20 protein-coding genes are annotated in these 17962 nt (G+C 71.8%); 1 reads left to right on the top strand and 19 read right to left on the bottom strand.

The annotated features are described in order from the left end of the window. Positions 1-30: 30 nt before the first annotated feature. From GVV04_RS05570 to prmC, 17 genes are all read right to left on the bottom strand, one after another. Positions 31-486 carry a DUF2550 domain-containing protein gene (locus tag GVV04_RS05570; protein WP_161685158.1) on the bottom strand — a complete coding sequence of 152 codons (456 nt, stop codon included), beginning with the start codon at positions 484-486 and terminating at the stop codon, positions 31-33. A 14-nt stretch (positions 487-500) separates the two neighbouring features. Next, on the bottom strand, positions 501-785 hold the full coding sequence (locus GVV04_RS05575; RefSeq protein ID WP_161685160.1) for a F0F1 ATP synthase subunit epsilon: 285 nt from the start codon (positions 783-785) through the stop codon (positions 501-503). 114 nt (positions 786-899) lie between these two features. Beyond that, positions 900-2039, bottom strand: coding sequence for an LCP family protein (locus GVV04_RS05580; protein WP_161685162.1), 1140 nt, complete (start codon positions 2037-2039; stop codon positions 900-902). 219 nt (positions 2040-2258) lie between these two features. After that, positions 2259-3710, bottom strand: coding sequence for a F0F1 ATP synthase subunit beta (gene atpD / locus GVV04_RS05585; RefSeq protein ID WP_161685164.1), 1452 nt, complete (start codon positions 3708-3710; stop codon positions 2259-2261). Beyond that, positions 3710-4639, bottom strand: a complete 930-nt coding sequence (locus GVV04_RS05590) for a F0F1 ATP synthase subunit gamma (RefSeq protein ID WP_161685166.1) — start codon at positions 4637-4639, stop codon at positions 3710-3712. Before GVV04_RS05590 ends, atpD begins: the two co-directional genes overlap by 1 nt. 9 nt (positions 4640-4648) lie before the next feature. Continuing rightward, a complete protein-coding gene (gene atpA, locus GVV04_RS05595) occupies positions 4649-6289 on the bottom strand; it encodes a F0F1 ATP synthase subunit alpha (protein WP_161685168.1) in 1641 nt (546 codons plus the stop codon). A 104-nt stretch (positions 6290-6393) separates the two neighbouring features. Next, complete coding sequence (locus GVV04_RS05600; RefSeq protein WP_161685170.1) at positions 6394-7215, bottom strand: F0F1 ATP synthase subunit delta; 822 nt, start codon at positions 7213-7215, stop codon at positions 6394-6396. After that, entirely contained in the window at positions 7215-7754 is a 540-nt protein-coding gene (locus GVV04_RS05605; protein ID WP_161685172.1) for a F0F1 ATP synthase subunit B, read from the bottom strand. Before GVV04_RS05605 ends, GVV04_RS05600 begins: the two co-directional genes overlap by 1 nt. A 30-nt stretch (positions 7755-7784) precedes the next feature. Further along, a complete protein-coding gene (locus GVV04_RS05610; RefSeq protein ID WP_117665579.1) occupies positions 7785-8021 on the bottom strand; it encodes an ATP synthase F0 subunit C in 237 nt (78 codons plus the stop codon). A gap of 68 nt (positions 8022-8089) precedes the next feature. Next, positions 8090-8887, bottom strand: coding sequence for a F0F1 ATP synthase subunit A (atpB, locus tag GVV04_RS05615; protein ID WP_161685174.1), 798 nt, complete (start codon positions 8885-8887; stop codon positions 8090-8092). 11 nt (positions 8888-8898) lie between these two features. Continuing rightward, positions 8899-9135, bottom strand: coding sequence for an AtpZ/AtpI family protein (locus GVV04_RS05620; protein ID WP_161685176.1), 237 nt, complete (start codon positions 9133-9135; stop codon positions 8899-8901). Between the two features lie 182 nt (positions 9136-9317). Next, entirely contained in the window at positions 9318-9749 is a 432-nt protein-coding gene (locus tag GVV04_RS05625; RefSeq protein ID WP_161685178.1) for a hypothetical protein, read from the bottom strand. Continuing rightward, on the bottom strand, positions 9742-9864 hold the full coding sequence (locus GVV04_RS33880) for a hypothetical protein (RefSeq protein ID WP_268926237.1): 123 nt from the start codon (positions 9862-9864) through the stop codon (positions 9742-9744). The genes GVV04_RS05625 and GVV04_RS33880 overlap by 8 nt, the downstream gene beginning before the upstream one ends. A 146-nt stretch (positions 9865-10010) precedes the next feature. Then, on the bottom strand, positions 10011-12128 hold the full coding sequence (locus GVV04_RS05630) for a transglycosylase domain-containing protein (RefSeq protein ID WP_161685180.1): 2118 nt from the start codon (positions 12126-12128) through the stop codon (positions 10011-10013). Between the two features lie 174 nt (positions 12129-12302). After that, entirely contained in the window at positions 12303-12914 is a 612-nt protein-coding gene (locus tag GVV04_RS05635; protein ID WP_161685182.1) for an arsenate reductase/protein-tyrosine-phosphatase family protein, read from the bottom strand. Beyond that, on the bottom strand, positions 12915-13580 hold the full coding sequence (locus GVV04_RS05640; protein ID WP_407938761.1) for an L-threonylcarbamoyladenylate synthase: 666 nt from the start codon (positions 13578-13580) through the stop codon (positions 12915-12917). After that, positions 13559-14590 (bottom strand): peptide chain release factor N(5)-glutamine methyltransferase, encoded by a 1032-nt coding sequence (prmC, locus tag GVV04_RS05645; RefSeq protein WP_161685184.1) that lies wholly within the window; start codon positions 14588-14590, stop codon positions 13559-13561. The genes GVV04_RS05640 and prmC overlap by 22 nt, the downstream gene beginning before the upstream one ends. A 73-nt stretch (positions 14591-14663) precedes the next feature. On the opposite strand from prmC, the gene GVV04_RS05650 reads away from it, so the two are divergent. Then, the gene (locus GVV04_RS05650; RefSeq protein WP_161685186.1) at positions 14664-16214 is read left to right on the top strand and encodes a GGDEF domain-containing protein; all 1551 of its coding nucleotides are present in this window, start codon (positions 14664-14666) and stop codon (positions 16212-16214) included. A 25-nt stretch (positions 16215-16239) separates the two neighbouring features. Here the strand turns inward: GVV04_RS05650 and prfA are convergent, their stop codons facing one another. Then, complete coding sequence (prfA, locus tag GVV04_RS05655) at positions 16240-17328, bottom strand: peptide chain release factor 1 (protein ID WP_161685188.1); 1089 nt, start codon at positions 17326-17328, stop codon at positions 16240-16242. A 115-nt stretch (positions 17329-17443) separates the two neighbouring features. After that, positions 17444-17668: a 50S ribosomal protein L31 gene (rpmE, locus tag GVV04_RS05660; RefSeq protein WP_117665559.1), complete on the bottom strand. Its 225-nt coding sequence runs from the start codon at positions 17666-17668 to the stop codon at positions 17444-17446. Between the last annotated feature and the right edge of the window lie 294 nt (positions 17669-17962).

Raw genomic sequence — 17962 nt, forward strand, 5'->3', positions numbered from 1 at the left:
GGGTGGGGGTGGGGTGGGGGTGGGGTGGGGTTAGGCGGCGGGCCAGTCTTGGGATGCCAGGCGGGGCGAGGCTGCCCCGGGTGCGGCGGCCTCCAGCCAGGAGAGGAAGCCGGTGACGGTGGAGCGGGCCATGGCGATCTCCACCGGGGCGTGCTGACTGGTGCACCGCAGGATCACCCAGTCGGCGGGCATGGAGAGGCGCTCCTGCCCCTCGGGCAGCCGCCGGCGCTCGACCGCGAGGGTCTTGCGGGACAGCGCCAGCTTGGGGCGCAGGGCGAACGAGAACATCCGGTACCACCGGAGCTCATCGCCCGCGAACCGGCCGAACCCGGGTGACCAGCCCCGGCCGTCGAGCATCGTGGAGACCCGGACGCTGAGCCGGATGATCCCGCCGGTGCGGGTGACCAGCGCCCGTCGGACGAAGAGGATCAGCAGAGCGGCGATCACGGCGGCGAAGCCGATCCCGATCCCCTCCACGATCTCCATCGACGGGTATCGACTCAGCGACTCTGCGGGGCGGAGACCGGGGTGGCGCTCTCGGCGAGCACGGTGACGCCCTCGCTGCTCACTGAGAGGAAGCCACCGGCCACCTCGTACGAGACCTGCTCGCCGCTGGCCAGCTTGATCCGGACCTGGCCGGGCTCGGCGAGCTGGCCCAGCAGGGGCGCGTGCCCCGGCAGCACACCCAGCTCACCCTCGGTCGTGCGGGCGACGACCATCTCGGCCTCGCCGGACCAGACCTTCTCCTCGACGGCTACGAGCTCGACGTGAAGCTGCTTTGCCACGCTGTCTCCTTGCTGCGGCGGCGGATTGTCGAAAGTCTAGTCGCGCCCCCCGTGGACGCCGAACGCGGGTGGCGTAAGCTGCGCCACCCGCGTTCGGACCCCGCTCGCGGGGCGCTACTTCGTCTTGTTGCGGAAGTCCGGATGTTCCAGCAGGAACGCGTCCAGTTGCTCCTTCTCCAGGGCGGTGAAGAAGTCCTCGGCCTCGGGCAGCAGCCGCTCCCCCCGGTACGCCGACCCGGTGCCGATGTTCTCCCCCGGCAGCTTGATCAGCTCGACGTTGTCGGCGCGCGTGGACTTGAGGGCGATCGCGAAGTCGATCACGCTGCTGCCCCGGCCGTTGAAGATCAGCGACTGCCCGGCGGCCCGGATCACCTTGTCCAGCTTGATCGGGTTGGTCACCACGTCGGCACTGAACGCCTGGTTGACCATCGCCTTGATGAACTGCTGCTGGTGCCGCTGCCGACCGTAGTCGGCGTCCGGGACGCCGTTCTTCGGGTACCGCTGCCGGACGTAGTCCAGCGCCTGCCAGCCGCTGAGGTGCTGGTTGCCCTTCTTGTAGATCGCCTGGGGGCCGATGTAGCCATCGCCGTAGGGATTGCCCTTGCGGTGCACCCCGCTCGGCTCGCGGTGCTCGGAGCGGACCTCGCGCTCGACGTACATGTCGACGCCGCCCATCGCGTCGACGATCTTCTGGAAACCGGTGAAGTTGATGATCGCGCCGGCGTCGAAGCGCTCGATCCCGGTCACCTGCTGCACGGTCTTGGCCAGCAGCTCGAAGCCGCGGGCGGCATCGGGGTTCTGCCCCGACACCCGGCTGCCGTACGACATCGCGGCGTTGAGCTTGTCGGTGCCGCCGTGGAACTCCGCCTTGCTGAACTTCGGGATCTCGACCCGCAGGTCGCGGGGCAGCGAGAAGAGGTACGCCCGGTCCAGATCGGCCGACACGTGCAGCACCATGATCGAGTCCGCCAGCGGCGGGGTCTCCGGAACCCGCGGGTCGATGCCCACCAGCAGGATGTTGAGCGGGCCCTTGATGTCGCTCTTGCGCTCCTGGGCGCCCGCGGCCTGGTCGCCGAACAGGTCGCCCTTGCCGACCGAGCCCTCGTACCGGGACAACAGCGCCTCGTAGCCCACCAGCACGGCGCCGCTGAGCAGCATGAGCACGGCGCCGAACACCGTTAACACCCGCGCCCACTTCGGCACGCCCGACCACACCGACGGCTTCTTCCCGCCGCTCTTGCCGGCCTTACCCACGAGATTCTCCGTTCGTCACGCCCACAAAGAGGAGACGGGCGCACGCAGCCGAAAGGTTGCAGTATTTGTCACTCGCCGGGGGACGGCGTGGATCGACGGTACCCCGCCCACGACGCGACCACCGGCTCGGCAACCGGACAGCGGAGATCATAGGGCCTGTAGACGACCGAAGACCGCCCCGGTTGCAACCGGGGCGGTCCTCAAGGGTGTGACGGTCGTCTACTTCATCAGCTCCGCGGCCTTGCGCTCCAGGTCCTCAAGACCGCCGCACATGAAGAAGGCCTGCTCGGGGAAGTGGTCGTACGCGCCCTCGCTGATCTTCTTGAACGCCTCGATGGTCTCGGCAATCGGGACCGTCGAGCCCGCGACGCCGGTGAACTGCTCGGCGGCGTAGGTGTTCTGCGACAGGAAGCGCTCGATCCGCCGGGCGCGCTGCACGGTGATCTTGTCTTCCTCGGAGAGCTCCTCGATGCCGAGGATGGCGATGATGTCCTGCAGGTCCTTGTACTTCTGCAGGATCCGCTTCACCTCGGTGGCCACCGCGAAGTGCTCGGCGCCGACGAACTCCGGGGCGAGGATCCGGGACGAGGACGCCAGCGGGTCCACGGCCGGGTAGATGCCCTTGTCGGAGATCGACCGCTCCAGGTTGGTCGTCGCGTCGAGGTGGGCGAACGTGGTGGCCGGGGCGGGGTCGGTGTAGTCGTCCGCCGGCACGTAGATCGCCTGCAACGAGGTGATGGCCTGGCCCCGGACGGAGGTGATCCGCTCCTGGAGCTCGCCCATCTCGTCGGCCAGGGTCGGCTGGTACCCCACGGCGCTCGGCATGCGGCCGAGCAGGGTGGACACCTCGGAACCGGCCTGGGTGAAGCGGAAGATGTTGTCGATGAAGAGCAGCACCTCCTGCTTCTTCACGTCGCGGAAGTACTCCGCCATGGTCAGCGCGGAGAGGGCGACCCGGAGCCGGGTGCCCGGCGGCTCGTCCATCTGGCCGTAGACCAGGGCGGTCTTGTCGATGACGCCGGACTCGGTCATCTCGGCGATGAGGTCGTTGCCCTCACGGGTGCGCTCACCCACGCCGGCGAACACCGACGTACCACCGAAGTTCCGGGCCACCCGGGTGATCATCTCCTGGATGAGCACCGTCTTGCCCACGCCCGCGCCGCCGAACAGGCCGATCTTGCCGCCCTTGACGTACGGGGCGAGCAGGTCGATGACCTTGATGCCGGTCTCCAGCATCTCGGTCTTCGGCTCCAGGTCCGCGAAGGCCGGGGCCTTGCGGTGGATACCCCAGTGGTCGTCGGGGTTCAGCGTCTCGCCCTCGGTGAGGTTGAGGCACTCGCCGATCGCGTTGAACACGTGGCCCTTGACCGCGTCGCCCACCGGAACGGTGATCGGCGAGCCGCTGTCGCGCACCTCGGTGCCGCGCACCAGGCCGTCGGTCGGCTGCATCGAGATCGCGCGGATCAGGTTGTCACCCAGGTGCTGGGCGACCTCCAGGGTCAGCGTCTTCTCGCCGCCGGACAGCGTCACGTTGACGTGCAGGGCGTTGAACAGGGCCGGCATGGCGTCGCGCGGGAACTCGGCGTCGACGACCGGGCCGATGACCCGGACCACGCGACCCGTGGCCGTCTTGGTCTCAGCTGGTCCACCAGCAACTGCGGATACAGTCATCACACTTCACTTCCCGACGCGGCGAGCGCGTTCGCGCCGCCGACGATCTCGCTGATCTCCTGGGTGATCCCGGCCTGGCGGGCCGAGTTCATCTCACGCGTGTACTTCTCGATCATGTCTTCGGCGTTGTCGGTGGCGCTCTTCATCGCCCGCCGCCGGGCCGCCGACTCGCTCGCCGCCGATTCCAGCAACGCCGCGTAGATCCGCGTGTTGATGTACTTCGGCAGCAGCGCGTCGAGCAGCGACTCCGCCTCCGGCTCGAACTCGTACGCCGGGAGCAGGCCCTCCGACCGCGGCCGGTCCTCGACCTGCATCGGGCCGATGATCTTCGCGACCGGCGTCTGGGTCATCAGGGAGTGGAACTCGGTGTAGACGATGTGCAGCTCGTCGACCCCCAGCACCCCGTCGGCTCCGGCGTCGCCGTCCACGTCGTCCGCGCCGGCGGTGAACGCCTTGATCAGCGTCTCACCCACCTCGCGGGCGTCGGCGAACGTCGGCTGCTCCGAGAAGCCCGTCCAGTTCGCCGCGATCGGCCAGTCCCGGAACCGGTAGAACGCGACGCCCTTGCGGCCGATGACGTAGAGCACGGGCTCCTTGCCCTCGGCGCGCAGGCGGGCGATCAGCGACTGTGCCGTCTTGATCGCGCTGGAGCTGTAACCGCCGGCCAGGCCCCGGTCGCTGGTTACCAGCAGGACACCCGCCCGCCGCACCTGCTCGCGCGGGGTGAGCAGCGGGTGGTCGATCCGGGCGTTGGACGCCAGCGCGGTGAGCACGCCGGTGATGGCCTGGGCGTACGGCAGGGACGCCTGCACCCGGGCCTGGGCCTTGGCGATCCGGCTCGTCGCCACGAGCTCCATCGCCTTGGTGATCTTCTTCATCCCCTTCGCCGAGCGAATCCGTTGACGAAGAACGCGTACCTGGGCCGCCATGAGTCAGCCCTACTGCTTCTCGGCGTTGCCGTGGTAGCGGGTCACCGTCTCGCGGCTCTGCTCGCCCTCCAGCGGGGCGGCCGGGGCCTCGTTGATCCGGGGCTCGTCCTCCTTGCCCAGGAACATCTGCTTGAAGCTCGCGATGGCCTGGTCGAGGGTGGAGACCACCTCGTCGTCCCACTTGTGGTCGGCGATCGCCGCGAGGGTGCCCTCGTGCTTGTGCCGCAGGTACTGGAGGAACTCCGACTCGAAGCGGCGGACCTCGCCGACCGGGATGTCGTCGAGCTTGCCCTCGACGCCGGACCAGACGGTGACGACCTGCTCCTGCACCGGGTACGGCGAGTAGTTCGGCTGCTTGAGCAGCTCGACCAGGCGGGAACCGCGGTCCAGCTGGGCCCGGGAGGTCTTGTCCAGGTCGGAGGCGAAGGCGGCGAACGCCTCCAGCTCGCGGTACTGGGCCAGGTTGAGCCGGAGCGAACCGGAGACCTTCTTCATCGGCTTCACCTGGGCGGCGCCGCCGACCCGGGAGACCGAGGTGCCGACGTTGATGGCCGGCCGGACGCCCTGGTTGAACAGGTCCGTCTCCAGGAAGATCTGGCCGTCGGTGATGGAGATGACGTTGGTCGGGATGAAGGCCGAGATGTCGTTGGCCTTGGTCTCGATGATCGGCAGGCCGGTCATCGAGCCGCCGCCCAGCGCGTCGGAGAGCTTCGCGCAGCGCTCCAGCAGCCGGGAGTGCAGGTAGAAGACGTCACCCGGGTACGCCTCGCGGCCCGGCGGGCGGCGCAGCAGCAGCGACACGGCCCGGTACGCCTCGGCCTGCTTGCTCAGGTCGTCGAAGACGATCAGGACGTGCTTGCCGCCGTACATCCAGTGCTGCCCGATGGACGAGCCGGTGTACGGGGCCAGGTACTTGAAGCCGGCCGGGTCGGACGCCGGGGAGGCGACGATGGTGGTGTACTCCAGCGCGCCCGCATCCTCCAGGATGCCCTTGATCGAGGCGATCGTGGAGGCCTTCTGGCCGATGGCGACGTAGATGCAGCGGACCTGCTTCTTCGGGTCGCCGGAGCGCCAGTTGTCCCGCTGGTTGAGGATGGTGTCCAGCGCGACCGTGGTCTTGCCGGTCTTCCGGTCACCGATGATCAGCTGCCGCTGGCCCCGGCCGATCGGGGTCATGGCGTCGATCGCCTTGATACCGGTCTGCATCGGCTCGTCCACGGACTGCCGGGCCATCACGTTCGGGGCCTGCAGCTCCAGCTCGCGGAAGCCCTCGTTGGCGATGTCGCCGAGGCCGTCGATCGGCTGGCCGAGCGCGTTGACCACGCGGCCGAGGAAGGCGTCGCCGACCGGCACGGAGAGCACCCGGCCGGTGCGCTTGACGCGCTGGCCCTCTTCGAGCTTCGCGGAGTCACCGAGGACGACGACGCCGATCTCCCGGACGTCGAGGTTCAGGGCCACGCCGAGCGTGCCGTCCTCGAACTCCAGGAGCTCGTTGGTCATGGTCGAGGGCAGGCCCTCGACGTGGGCGATGCCGTCGCCGGTGTCGGCGACGGTGCCGACCTCCTCGCGGGAGACGTCGGGCGAATAGGAGGAGACGTAGCGCTCCAGGGCGCCGCGGATCTCCTCCGTCGAGATGGTCAGCTCGGCCATCCTCTGCTTCCTTAAATTTCAGGGGCCCGGGATACCTAGTACCGACCGGTCCGAATGGCGTCTGTCAATCCGGGCGCTTCGCGGGGTGTGCCAGCGGGCGCCGGTCAGCGCTTCGCGAGCGCGTTGCGGGTCTCGTTGAGGCGGCGCAGGACGGTGCCGTCGTAGAGGTCGGAGCCGACCCGGACGCTGACGCCACCGAGGATCGTGGGGTCCACCGTCTGCTTGACGGAAACCTCTCGACCGTACATCGCGGAGAGGCGGGCACCGAGCCGGCGCTCGTCCTCTTCACTCAACGGGGCCGCCACGGTCACGTACGCGACCTGCCGGTCCCGCCGGTCGGCGGTGAGCTCGACCAGCCGGGTGACCGAACCGGTGAAGGACCGCCCGCCGAACCCGCCCAGCGCCACCTCGACGAGGCGGACGGTGATCGGGCTGGCCTTGCCGGCCAGCAGCTCGCGGGCCAGCGCGGCCCGCCGCTCGACCGGGGCGACCGGGTCGGACAGCGCGCCGGAGAGCGCGGGCTGGCCGGCGACCACCTGGCCGAAGCGGAACAGCTCGTCCTCGACCTCGCCCAGCTCGCCGGACGCGTCGGCGCTGGCCAGCAGCGCCTCCACGCCCAGCCGCTCGGTGCCGTCGAGCAGTTCCGACGGCGCCGACCACCGGCCGGACGCCAGCCCGGTGAGCAGGTCGAGCGCGCCCGCGCCGACCTTCCCCCGGAGCATGTCGCCGAGCAGCCCGGCGCGGTCCGCGCCCGGCCGGGCCGGGTCGGACAGCGCCCGGCGCAGCCGCGGCTCGCGCCGCAGCAGGCCGGCGACGGAGAGCAGGTCGTCGGCGGTGGCGGCCACCGCCGACGGCTCCGCACCCCGCGCGTACGCCGTCAGGCGCTCGGTCGCGGCCCGGTACGACTCCCGGCTGGCGGCCTGCATCAGCGGGCCCCCGTGCTTTCGAGGCCGCTCAGGAACCGGTCGACGGTGCCCTTGCGGCGGGCCTCGTCGGCCAGCGACTCGCCGACGATCTTGCTGGCCAGGTCGACCGCGATCGTGCCGACCTCCGTGCGCAGCTCGCGCACGATGGTGGCCCGCTCGGCGGCGAGCTGCTCCTTGCCGGCCGCGATGATCCGGTCGGACTCCTCGCGCGCCTTGGCGAGGACGTCCTGGCGGATGCCCTCGGCGTCGGCCCGCGCGTCGTCCCGGATCCGGGCGGCGTCGGTGCGCGCCTCGGCGAGCTGCGCGCGGTACTGCTCGAGCAGCTGGTTGGCCTCGGCCTGGGCGGCCTCGGCGCGCTTGATGCCGCCCTCGATCGCGTCCACCCGAGCCTGGAACGTCTGCTCCATGCGGGGGAAGACGAACTTCATCAGCACGAAGCAGAGCACGGCGAAGGCGACGGACCCAACCACGATCTCCTGCCAGATCGGGATGATCGGGTTGTGCGTCGACTCACCACCCTCAGCGGCGAGGAAGAACATGGAAGACCTCCCGGTCGAAGGGGGGCGGGATTAGGAGAGCGTGCCCTGCCAGATGAAGCCGAACGCGATGCCGAGCAGCGCGAGCGCCTCGATGACGGCGAAGCCGATCCAGACGTACGGCAGGGTCATCTTGGACGACTCCGGCTGGCGGGCCGTCGACTGGATGTAGGCGGCGAAGACCAGGCCGACACCGATACCCGGGCCGATGGCCGCGAGACCGTAGCCGATGGCGGCGGTGCTGCCCTCTACCGCGGCGTAGATGTCCATTAGTTGGTTCCTCCTGGTTATCACGCGTGACGGTCACGCGGGACGACAACTGGTTGGTGCAAGGTGGATCAGTGCTCGTCGGCGAGCGCGCCCTGTACGTAGCTGGCGCTGAGCACCGTGAAGACGTAGGCCTGGAGGCAGATCACCAGGAACTCGAGGAAGGTGAGCGCGATGGTCATCACCCAGGACAGCACCGAGACCGGCGCCAGCCAGGCGTTGGCGCTCAGCATCGCGAAGCCGCCGAGCGTGAAGACCAGCAGGAGCATGTGGCCGGCGAACATGTTCGCGAAGAGACGGACGGCCAGCGAGAACGGCCGGACCAGGAAGGTCGAGAAGAGCTCGATCGGGATCAGCAGCGGCAGGATGTACCACGGTGCCGGCGGGATCAGGGAGTTCTTGAAGTACTTCGCGAAGCCGTGCTTGCGGATGCCGATGTAGTTGAACAGCACGTAGCTGATCAGCGCCAGGAAGGCCGGGAACGCGATGTGCGAGTTCGGCGAGATCTGGAAGAACGGCAGGATCGCGAAGAAGTTCGTCAGCAGGACGAAGCAGAAGAGCGTGGTGAAGTACGGCGCGAACCGCACCCCCGCGTGCCCGATCATGTCGACGGCGATGTTGTTCCGCACGAAGCCGTAGATCGACTCGGCGAGCCACTGCTTCTTCGTCGGCACGAGCTGCGGCTTCCGGTACGTGACCAGGAAGAAGATGATCAGGATGCCGACGGCGATCCAGACCATGGCCGTGATCTTGGTGAACCAGTACGAGTCGTGCGCACCCCAGGGGAGGATGCTGGGCAGGTAGAAATCGTCCACGCTGGGTGGGAATGCTGCCTCGCCCTGTGCCAGGACGTTCGCCTGTCCGAACACCGCGTCCCTTCCTAAGTAGGCGTGCCGAGCCGGCGGATGACCAGGATGATCCCCCCGGCCATGCCGAGCACGACGCCGATCCCGGTGGCGATGCCGCCGGTGTCGAGCCACTGGTCGACCAGCCAGCCGATGAAGCCCCAGACGAGCATGCCCCCGATGAGGTACGAGAGCGCGGTCCAACCCTGGCCGGCGCCGGTCGGAATGTCGTCCGGGCCGCCGGTGGGTTGGGGGGTTTGGTCACCAGCCATGACGGGGCGAACGATATCAGTCGGGAAAACGAGGCTGTGCCTCACCCCCCGCACAACCGGCGTTGTGTGGGTGTCGGGCGGGCAGTTCGTCTGTGGGCACGCTACTCCCCTTCCGCCACCCAGAGAATGACCGGCATCGGACATATTCGCGCGTCGTGTCGATGAGTGGGACGCCGACGAGGTCAGGCCCTGGTCCGGCGCATGTGGACCGTGCTGATCCACCAGATGTGCGCGCCGGTCCAGGCCGCCACGCCGACGGCGATGCCGAGGCAGAGCGGAAGCAGCCCGGCCCACCCGGTCGACGCGACCGCCACCATCACGCCACCCAGGAGGGTGAACTTGGCGGCGTAGAGGCCGAGCCCGAACGGCAGCACGAGCTGCGGGTTCCGCGCGTCCGCCCAGGCCAGCACCACCGTGGTGAGGGTGTAGCTGGCCACCGTGACGGCCATCCCGGCGGCCACGCCGAGCGCCGCGTCGGCGCCGCCGAGGACGCCGCCGGCCACCGCGCCGAGGGCCGCCACCACGGCGGAGACGACCAGCAGCACCGGCAGGTGGCGCAGCCGCCAGCCACCGTCGTCGGCCGCGTGCGCCGCGTCCACCCCGCGCTCAGCCACGGCGGTACGCCGGGAAGGCGACGGCCATCTCGGCCACCTCGCCGACGATCTCCGGGTCGGTGGCTCTGAGCTGCTCGAAGTCCGGCCCCCAGGGGGTGCGCGTCGGGTTCTCCACAGCGCAGGAGTCTATGGGTCCGCGCACCGGAGGCCGTGAGATGCCCCGTCACGGGCGCGACGCGGGCACGGCCGACCCTTCGCCGTCGCGGCCCGCCGCGCGGGCGTACGGCTCGCGTGGGCAGCACCACGCACCCTGATCACGGGTCAGTTGCCGGTGCGGGCGCCCGTGACGCGGAAGGCGACCGACTCGCCGGGCGGAACGAAGTCGCGGACCGGCTCGTCCCGGAGGGTGTCGTACAGGATCCTGCCGACGACGTCGACCAGGCGGGCCTGGACCGCCTTGCCGACCGCGTCGCGCGGGTCGTCGGGGTTCGCCGCGATCGAGGCGACGGCGAGCTGCGGGGTGAAGGCCACGACGGTCTCCGTCCCGTTGCCGTCCGAGCTGCCGGTCTTGCCGGCCACCGGCCGGCCGAGCCGGGAGCGCAGGTCGGCGGCGGTGCCGCCGGTGCAGCGGCGGTACATCGACTGGTCGCCGACCGGACAGCGGGCGGCGTCCGCCGCGCCTCGGGCCACGTCGACGTCGAGCACCTGCCGGCAGTCCGGGCGACCGGCCGAGGCCGCCCGGCCACCGCCGTCGGTGATCGACAACACCGGCATGGGGGCGCACCACCTGCCCTCCGCGGCCACCGCGGCGTACGCACCGGCCAGGTCGAGCGGGGTGGTGGCGGTGACCCCAAGGGTGAACGGCCCCCACTCCCGCGCGCCGTACCGGGCCATCCGGGCGTCGGACTCGGCGCGGAACCGGATGCCGAGCCGCTCGGCCATCTCGACCACCCGGTCCGCGCCCACCCGTTCGGTCAACCAGGCGAAGTAGGTGTTGACCGACAGGCCGAAGGCGTCCCACATGGTCCGGTGGCCGTCCATCCCGAGCGGGTCGGCGTTGACCGGGCACCACCGGCCGTCGCAGTTGGCCGAGTCGCCGTCGATCTGGAAGCGGGTGACGATGCGGGACGGGGAGTCGAACCCGGTGTCCAGCGGCAGGCCGGCCTCCAGCGCGGCGAGCAGGGTGAAGAGCTTGAACGTGGAGCCGGCCTGGTAGCCGGTGATGGCCCCGCCCCCGGCGACGAGCTGGTTGGCCGTGTTCGGGCGGTTCTTCCAGCCCGCCGGGTTCTCGGCCACGCCGTAGTTCCGGTTCACCGCCATGGCGAGCACCCGGCCGGTGCCCGGCTGCACCACCGCCGTCGGCGCGGCGCGGCGGTCGTTGACGTCGTACACCTTCCGCACCTGCTCGGTGGCGGTCCGCTGCACGGCCGGGTCGAGCGAGGAGACGATCCGGAACCCGCCCCGGCGCAGGGTGCGCTGCCGCTCGTCGGCTGTGGCGCCGAAGGCCGGCTGCTCGTTCCACCAGCGGGTGAACCAGTCGCAGAAGAAGCCCCAGTCCTCGTGCCCCTTCGGAACGGCCGCGCAGTCGTTCGGCGTCGTGCTGGGCTTCAGCGTCAACGGCTCGGCCTGCGCCGACGCGGCCGCGTCGGGCGCGACCTGGCCGGTTTCGACCAGCCGGTCCAGCACGTACGCCCGGCGCAGCAACGCCGCGTCGGCGTCGCCGTTGATCGGGTCGTCGGTGTTCGGCGAGCGGACCAGCCCGGCGAGCAGGGCGGCCTCCGCCAGGGTGAGCTTCGCCGGCGGCTTCGAGAAGTACCGCTTGCTGGCGGCGCCCACCCCGTACGCCCCGGCTCCGAAGTAGGCGATGTTCAGGTAGCCGGCGAGGATCTGCTCCTTGCTCAGCTTCTGTTCCAGCGCCAGGGCGTACCGCATCTCCTTGAGCTTGCGGGCGAGGGTGATCTCGGTGGCCCTGGCCCGCTCCTCCTCGGTGAGCCCCGGGTCGCTGGCCAGCACGTTGCGGACGTACTGCATGGTCAGCGTCGACGCGCCCTGCCGGGTGCCGTCGCGCTGGTTGGCGGTGAACGCCCGGACCACGCCGCGCGCGTCGACGCCCCGGTGCTGGTAGAAGCGGACGTCCTCGGCGGCGACGATGGCCTGGCCCATCACCGGCGCCACCTCGCTCAGCGGCACGTCCACCCGGTCCTCGGTGTAGAACGAGGTGATCAGGGTGGTGCCGTCGTTGGCGTAGAGGGTGGAGCGCTGGGCCGTGGGCGGTGTGCGCAGCGACTCGGGCAGCCCGGACCAGGGCTCGGTGAGCCCCCGCACGCCGATCCCGAGGACCAGGGCGGCCGGCAGGGCCGCCACGGCCAGCGCCAGCCCGGCGAGCACCCCGGCGATCACGATGGTCATCAGCTTGTCGAGACGGCGGACCCGGATCATCAGCTCTCCCCGCAGGAGCCAGCGTGCGAACCCGTCCAGAATGACCCGGAAGCCACCAGACGCCCCCGGTTTTCCCCAAAGGGGGACGAGTTTCGCGAGAAAAGCACGCGACGCGCCGCAGGACGCGCGGGACGACCGACCCGGCCGGGGCCGGCGGTACGCCGGTGGCGGGCGTCAGGGCAGCAGGGCGGCGGCCAACGGGTGGACGGTCTCCTCGATCTCGTCGGCCACCCGGCTGAAGCACTGGTCGCCCCGCCCCCACGGGTCGTCGAGGTCGTCGGTGCGCAGCGGGGACGTGCCCTGCCGGCCGGCGTGCGCGGCGGCGACCAGGGCCACCCCGCGCGCGAACACCGCGTCGGGGCTGGCCTCGGCGGCCGGCAGCGCGGCGGCGTCCACCGCCGCCAGCAACCGGCCGAACTCGCCGAGCACGAAGGTGCGGGCGGCGGCGTCGGGGCGCAGCGCCACCACGTACTCCTGCTGGTCCGCGGTGGCGGTGAGGACCAGGTCGGCGGCGTCGATCTGGTCGGAGCGCAGCTTGCGGGCGGCGAAGCCGTCCACGTCGCCGCCCCGGGAGAGCACCTGCCGGGCGGCCGGCGGGTTCATCTCCTCACCCGCGTGCCAGCCGCCGGTGCCGGCGCTGTGGCTGTGCAGCAGCCCGTCCGCGCCGGCCGGGTCGACACCGCGCCGGGTCAGCCGCTCGCGGACGGCCAGCGCCAGCAGCCGCTCCGCCATCGGCGAGCGGCAGATGTTGCCCATGCAGACGTGCAGGACGGTGAACGGCGGCACTCAGCCCACCCGACTCTCGACGATGTCGGGCACGACGTCCCGCAGCTTCTCGAACGGGATCGCCCCGGCGCGCAGCACCCGGGGCACCTCGCCCGTGAGGTCGACGATGGTGCTCGGCACCGGGTCCGGGCAGGGCCCGGCCTCCAGGTACGCCCGGACGGAGTAGCCGAGCTGCTCCCGGGCCGCCTCGGCGGTGACCGTCGCCGGCTGGCCGAGCTTGTTGGCCGACGCCACCGCCATCGGGCCGGTCTCCCGCAGCACCTCCAGGGCCACCGGGTGCAGCGGCATTCGCACGGCGACCGTGCCGCTGTCGTCGCCCAGGTCCCACGACAGGCTCGGCGAGTGCTCCACCACGATGGTCAGCGCGCCCGGCCAGAACGCCTCGACCAGGTCGCGGGCCGCCTGCGGCAGCGTGAACACCAGCCCGTCGAGGGTGTGCCGGGAGCCGATCAGCACCGGCGGCGCCTGCCGGGTGCCGCCCTTGGCGTCCGAGAGGGCCTTGACGGCATACGGCGTGAAGGCGTCGGCGCCGATCCCGTAGACCGTGTCCGTCGGCAGGACGACCAGCTCGCCGTTCTTGACAGCCTCGATGGCAGCGGCGATGCCGCGGTCCCGGTCGGCAGGCGACCGGCAGTCGTAGAGCATCACGAGAAGCCAGTCTGCCACGCCCGGGCCCCGCCGGTGTCCTCGGCGTGACCAGGTGCCCCGGGCACGGACCCCCGGCGGCGGCGGGCGGTGGCGAACCGGGGCCGTCCGGCCAGGTCCCGGTGCTCCTCGACCGCCTCGTACCGGCCGTCGGCGGCGAGCAGCGCCGGCAGCGCCACGCCGTGCGTGTCGTCGTGCTCGACCCCGAGCACCCCGCCGGGGCGCAGCAGCTCGGCGGCCCGGGCGAGCACCGGCCGGATCACGTCCAGCCCGTCCGCCCCGCCGAAGACCGCCTCGTCCGGGTCGTGCGCCGCCACCTCGGGCGGGACGAGCACCGCGCGCGGCACGTACGGCGGGTTGCAGAGCAGCACGTCCACCCGCCCGGTCAGCCCGGCCAGTAGCTCCGGGTCGGTGACATCGGCGGCCACCACCTCGATCGGCCGGTCCCCGGCGGCGGCCCGGTCGGCGGCGTTGCGGCGCAGCCAGGCCAGCGCTGCCGGCGACCGCTCCACCGCCACCACCCGGGCTCCGGGCGCCTCCTGGGCGACGGCGAGGGCGATCGCCCCCGACCCACTGCACAAATCGACCACCAGCGGCCCGTCGCCCACCCCGGCGATCTCGCCCACCCCGGGGCGCGGGGGGTCGACGATGGTGGCCCCCGGTCGCAGCCGGGCCTGGTCGACGCCCCAGCCGGCGAGCAGTTCCGTCTCCGGCCGGGGCACGAAGACGCCCGGCCCGACCGCCAGCTCCAGGTGCCGGAAGCCGGCGCTGCCGGTGAGGTGCTGCAACGGCTCCCTGGTCGCCCGCCGGGCGACCAGGGCGTCGTACCGGTCGAGCTGGCCGGCGGTGAGGCCGTCGGCCAGCGCCAGCCGCCCCCGGGGTACGCCCAGCACGTGCGCGGCGAGCAGCTCGGCCTCGGCGCGGGACGCCTCGACGCCCGCCGCGGCGAGGGTCCGCGCGGCGCGGGCCACCGCCACCGAGGGCCGAAGCCGTTCTGACCCTTCGGACGGGTGTTGCGGAAGGGAGGTCACGACATAATCATGAAGCGTCGCCGGAGCGCGCCACGAACTGGTGCGTCGGCGCACACCGACAGGGAGGTCGCGGGTGGGCTGGCTCGACCGGGTCAACGACCAGGTTGACGCCCTCACCCGGGCCCGCACCCTGCAGGAGGTGGACCGCTCCGCCGAGGCGTGCACCCTCCTCGACAGGGTGGTGGGCAGCACCACCGACCCGCACGCCCGGGCCGACGCGCTGGTGCAGCGCCTCTCCGCGTTGATCAATCTCGGTCGCACCGCCGAGTTCACCCGGGCCATCGAGGAGGCTTCCGCCGCCGTGCGGGACCTCGCCGAGCCGTACCTGCACGGGCACCTCAACGCGCTGGCCGCGCTCGCCGCCCACCACCAGGGGGCGCTCGACCGGTGCGTCACCCACCTGGTCAAGGCGGCCCGGGCGCTCGGCGCGGTGGACGACCCGGACCGGGACACCGCGTGGGGCTGGCACGACCTGGCGATGGCCTACTCGTACCTCAGCTTCCACGGCTACGCCCTCGGCGCCATCGAACGCGCCCGCCAGCTCGGGGTCGCCGCCGGCATCCCCGAGGAGACCTTCGCCGCCCCCGGGATCCGGCTGCGCAACGCGGTGGCCCTCGACCACAACGGCGACAGCGACGGCTGCCTGCGGGTGCTCCGGGACGTCGCCTCCGACCTGGGCCGGTTCCTGCGCGGCGAGCGGGCCGGCCGGCTGCGGCCGAGCAGCCTCGCCGCGTACGGCTACGCCGCCGCCCGGCGGGCGGCACTGGGCGACCAGGTGGAGACCGGCACCGACGCCGACCCGTCCCGGCTCCTCGCGCACGGCGGGGACAGCGCGCGGGCCCGGGACATGCGTCAGCTCGGCCAGGTGTGCCTGGCCATCGCCGCCGGCAACCCGATCGAGGCGGTCACCCGGCTGGACACCGCCCGGGTCTCCCACGAGACCCTCGGCGCCGCCGAGGCGGCGCGGCTGCGCAGCATCGCGTACGGGCGGGCCGGCGACCACCCGGCGGCACACCGGGCCGACCGGCACGCGTTCCGGCTCGCCGCGCAGCGCAACGACCGGCTGCGGGACGTCTACATCGACGGCATCGCCGCCCGGATCGACCACGAGGAGATGCGCCGCGAGGCGGCCCGGTACGAGGGCGAGGCGCTCACCGACCCGCTGACCGGGCTGCCCAACCGGCGCCGGCTGGAACGCTACATCGCGGCGGTGGTGGCCCGCGGCGAGCGGGTGGTGATCGGCGTCTGCGACCTGGACGGCTTCAAGGCGGTCAACACCCGGCACGGCCACCACTCCGGCGACCTGGTCCTCCAGCGCGTCGCCGGGGTGATCAACCGGGTGATGCGCCGGGGTGACTTCGTGGCCCGCTACGGCGGCGACGAGTTCGTGGTGGTGCTGTCGGGCGCGGGCATGACCGAGGCCGCCGAGGTGGCCCGCCGGATCGAGGCGGCGGTGCGCACGGAGGACTGGGAGTCGCTGGTGCCCGGCACCCCGGTCGGGGTCAGCATCGGCTTCGCCGAGGTGACCGGCTCCGGCCCGGGCCTGCGCGACGCGCTCGGCACGGCGTTCGAGATCGCCGACCGGGAGATGCTCGCCGCCAAGACCCGCCCCCGCGCCTCCTGACCCCGGGGGCGGTTCCAGGGGCCGGTCAGCGGCGGGTCAGCTCGGTGTCGCCGGCCAGCCGGGCAGCCCGGTCGGCCTCGGCGAGGGCGTCCAGCACGCCGTCCAGCTCACCGGCGAGGGCCAGGTCGAGGTTGTACGCCGTGTAGCCGATCCGGTGGTCGGTGATCCGGTTCTGCGGGAAGTTGTACGTGCGGATCCGCTCCGAGCGGTCCACCGTGCGCACCTGCGCCTTGCGGGCGTCCGAGGCGGCGGCGTCGGCCTGCTCCTGGGCGGCGGCCAGCAGCCGGGCCCGCATGATGCGCATCGCCTGCTCCCGGTTCTGGAGCTGGGACTTCTCGTTCTGGCAGGAGACCACGATCCCGGTCGGCACGTGGGTGATCCGCACCGCCGAGTCGGTGGTGTTCACCGACTGCCCGCCCGGCCCGGACGAGCGGAACACGTCGATCCGCAGATCGTTGGGGTCGATGGTGACGTCCACGTCCTCCGCCTCGGGCAGCACCAGGACCCCGGCGGCGCTGGTGTGGATCCGCCCCTGCGACTCGGTGACCGGGACGCGCTGCACCCGGTGCACGCCGCCCTCCCACTTGAGCCGGGACCAGACCCCGTTGCCGCCCTCCGGGACGCCCTTGGTCTTGATCGCCAGCGAGACGTCCTTCACCCCGCCCAGGTCGGAGTCCTGCGCGTCGATCACCTCGGTGAGCCACCCGTGCCGCTCGGCGTACCGGGTGTACATCCGCAGCAGGTCGCCGGCGAACAGGGCCGACTCCTCGCCGCCCTCGCCGGCCTTGATCTCGACGATCACGTCCTTGGCGTCGTGCGGGTCGCGCGGGATCAGCAGCTCGGCGAGGCGTTCCTCCAGCGCCGGCAGTCCGGCGGCGATCGACTCCGTCTCGGCCGCGAAGGACGGGTCCTCGGCCGCCAGCTCCCTCGCCGCGACCAGGTCGGCGCGGGCCTGCTCCAGCTCGCCGGCCGCCTTGTTCAGCGGCACCAGCTCGGCGTACCGGCGGCCGACCCGGCGGGCGGTGTTCTGGTCGGCGTGGATGGCCGGGTCCGCGAGGCGCTTCTCCAGCTCGGCGTACTCGTCGAGGAGGGCGGCCAGCCGCTCACTGCTCATGCTCGGGGTGCTCCTTCGACGACGAGGACCGGCCGGGGACGGTGACCCGGACGGGGGGCAATACGGACAGCGCCCGCGCCCGGCGGGAAGCCGGACGCGGGCGCCGAACGTGGAGCTACTTGGCCTTCTTGGCCTGAACCTTGGCGTACTTCTGCTGGAACTTGGCGACCCGGCCGGCCGTGTCGAGAACGCGCTGCTTACCGGTGTAGAACGGGTGGCAGGCGCTGCAGGTCTCGACGTGGATGGAACCGCCCTTGGCGGTGCTGCGGGTCGTGAAGGTGCTACCGCAGGAGCAGCTGACCTCGGTGGTCGTGTACTCCGGGTGGATGTTGGACTTCATGTCGCCTCGGTCCTTTCGTGGGTGGTCGCCGGGTCGCCCGTGCGGCGCCGACGCGTGGTGCGCGCCGGGCTCGGGCGTGAACCGGAACCGGTGGCCGATTGACCAGTGTGCCATGGGCGTGGGCCGACCCGTCAGGCGGGCCGCACAGCAGGTCCGGCTTCGTCAACGTGCCGGTCCCCTCCCGCATTCCCGCCCCGCCGCCCCCTATTCGCCCGCCCCGGCAAACCGGACATTCACCCGGAATCGGGGGACGGGTGTCGGATCCCCCGACGACCGGATGCAGGTGGTCCGGAT

It is taken from the genome of Micromonospora rubida, from assembly GCF_009908295.1.
In the GTDB taxonomy this organism is placed as follows: Bacteria; Actinomycetota; Actinomycetes; order Mycobacteriales; family Micromonosporaceae; genus Micromonospora; species Micromonospora rubida.

Excerpts from the sequence above, each read along its gene's own strand:
- GVV04_RS05630 (WP_161685180.1), bottom strand. The coding sequence starts at position 12,128 with ATGATCCGGGTCCGCCGTCTCGACAAGCTGATGACCATCGTGATCGCC.
- atpD (WP_161685164.1), bottom strand. The coding sequence starts at position 3,710 with ATGACTGTATCCGCAGTTGCTGGTGGACCAGCTGAGACCAAGACGGCC.
- GVV04_RS05570 (WP_161685158.1), bottom strand. The coding sequence starts at position 486 with ATGGAGATCGTGGAGGGGATCGGGATCGGCTTCGCCGCCGTGATCGCC.
- atpA (WP_161685168.1), bottom strand. The coding sequence starts at position 6,289 with ATGGCCGAGCTGACCATCTCGACGGAGGAGATCCGCGGCGCCCTGGAG.
- GVV04_RS05620 (WP_161685176.1), bottom strand. The coding sequence starts at position 9,135 with ATGGCTGGTGACCAAACCCCCCAACCCACCGGCGGCCCGGACGACATT.
- GVV04_RS05605 (WP_161685172.1), bottom strand. The coding sequence starts at position 7,754 with ATGTTCTTCCTCGCCGCTGAGGGTGGTGAGTCGACGCACAACCCGATC.
- rpmE (WP_117665559.1), bottom strand. The coding sequence starts at position 17,668 with ATGAAGTCCAACATCCACCCGGAGTACACGACCACCGAGGTCAGCTGC.
- GVV04_RS05590 (WP_161685166.1), bottom strand. The coding sequence starts at position 4,639 with ATGGCGGCCCAGGTACGCGTTCTTCGTCAACGGATTCGCTCGGCGAAG.
- GVV04_RS05600 (WP_161685170.1), bottom strand. The coding sequence starts at position 7,215 with ATGCAGGCCGCCAGCCGGGAGTCGTACCGGGCCGCGACCGAGCGCCTG.
- prfA (WP_161685188.1), bottom strand. The coding sequence starts at position 17,328 with ATGAGCAGTGAGCGGCTGGCCGCCCTCCTCGACGAGTACGCCGAGCTG.
- GVV04_RS05610 (WP_117665579.1), bottom strand. The coding sequence starts at position 8,021 with ATGGACATCTACGCCGCGGTAGAGGGCAGCACCGCCGCCATCGGCTAC.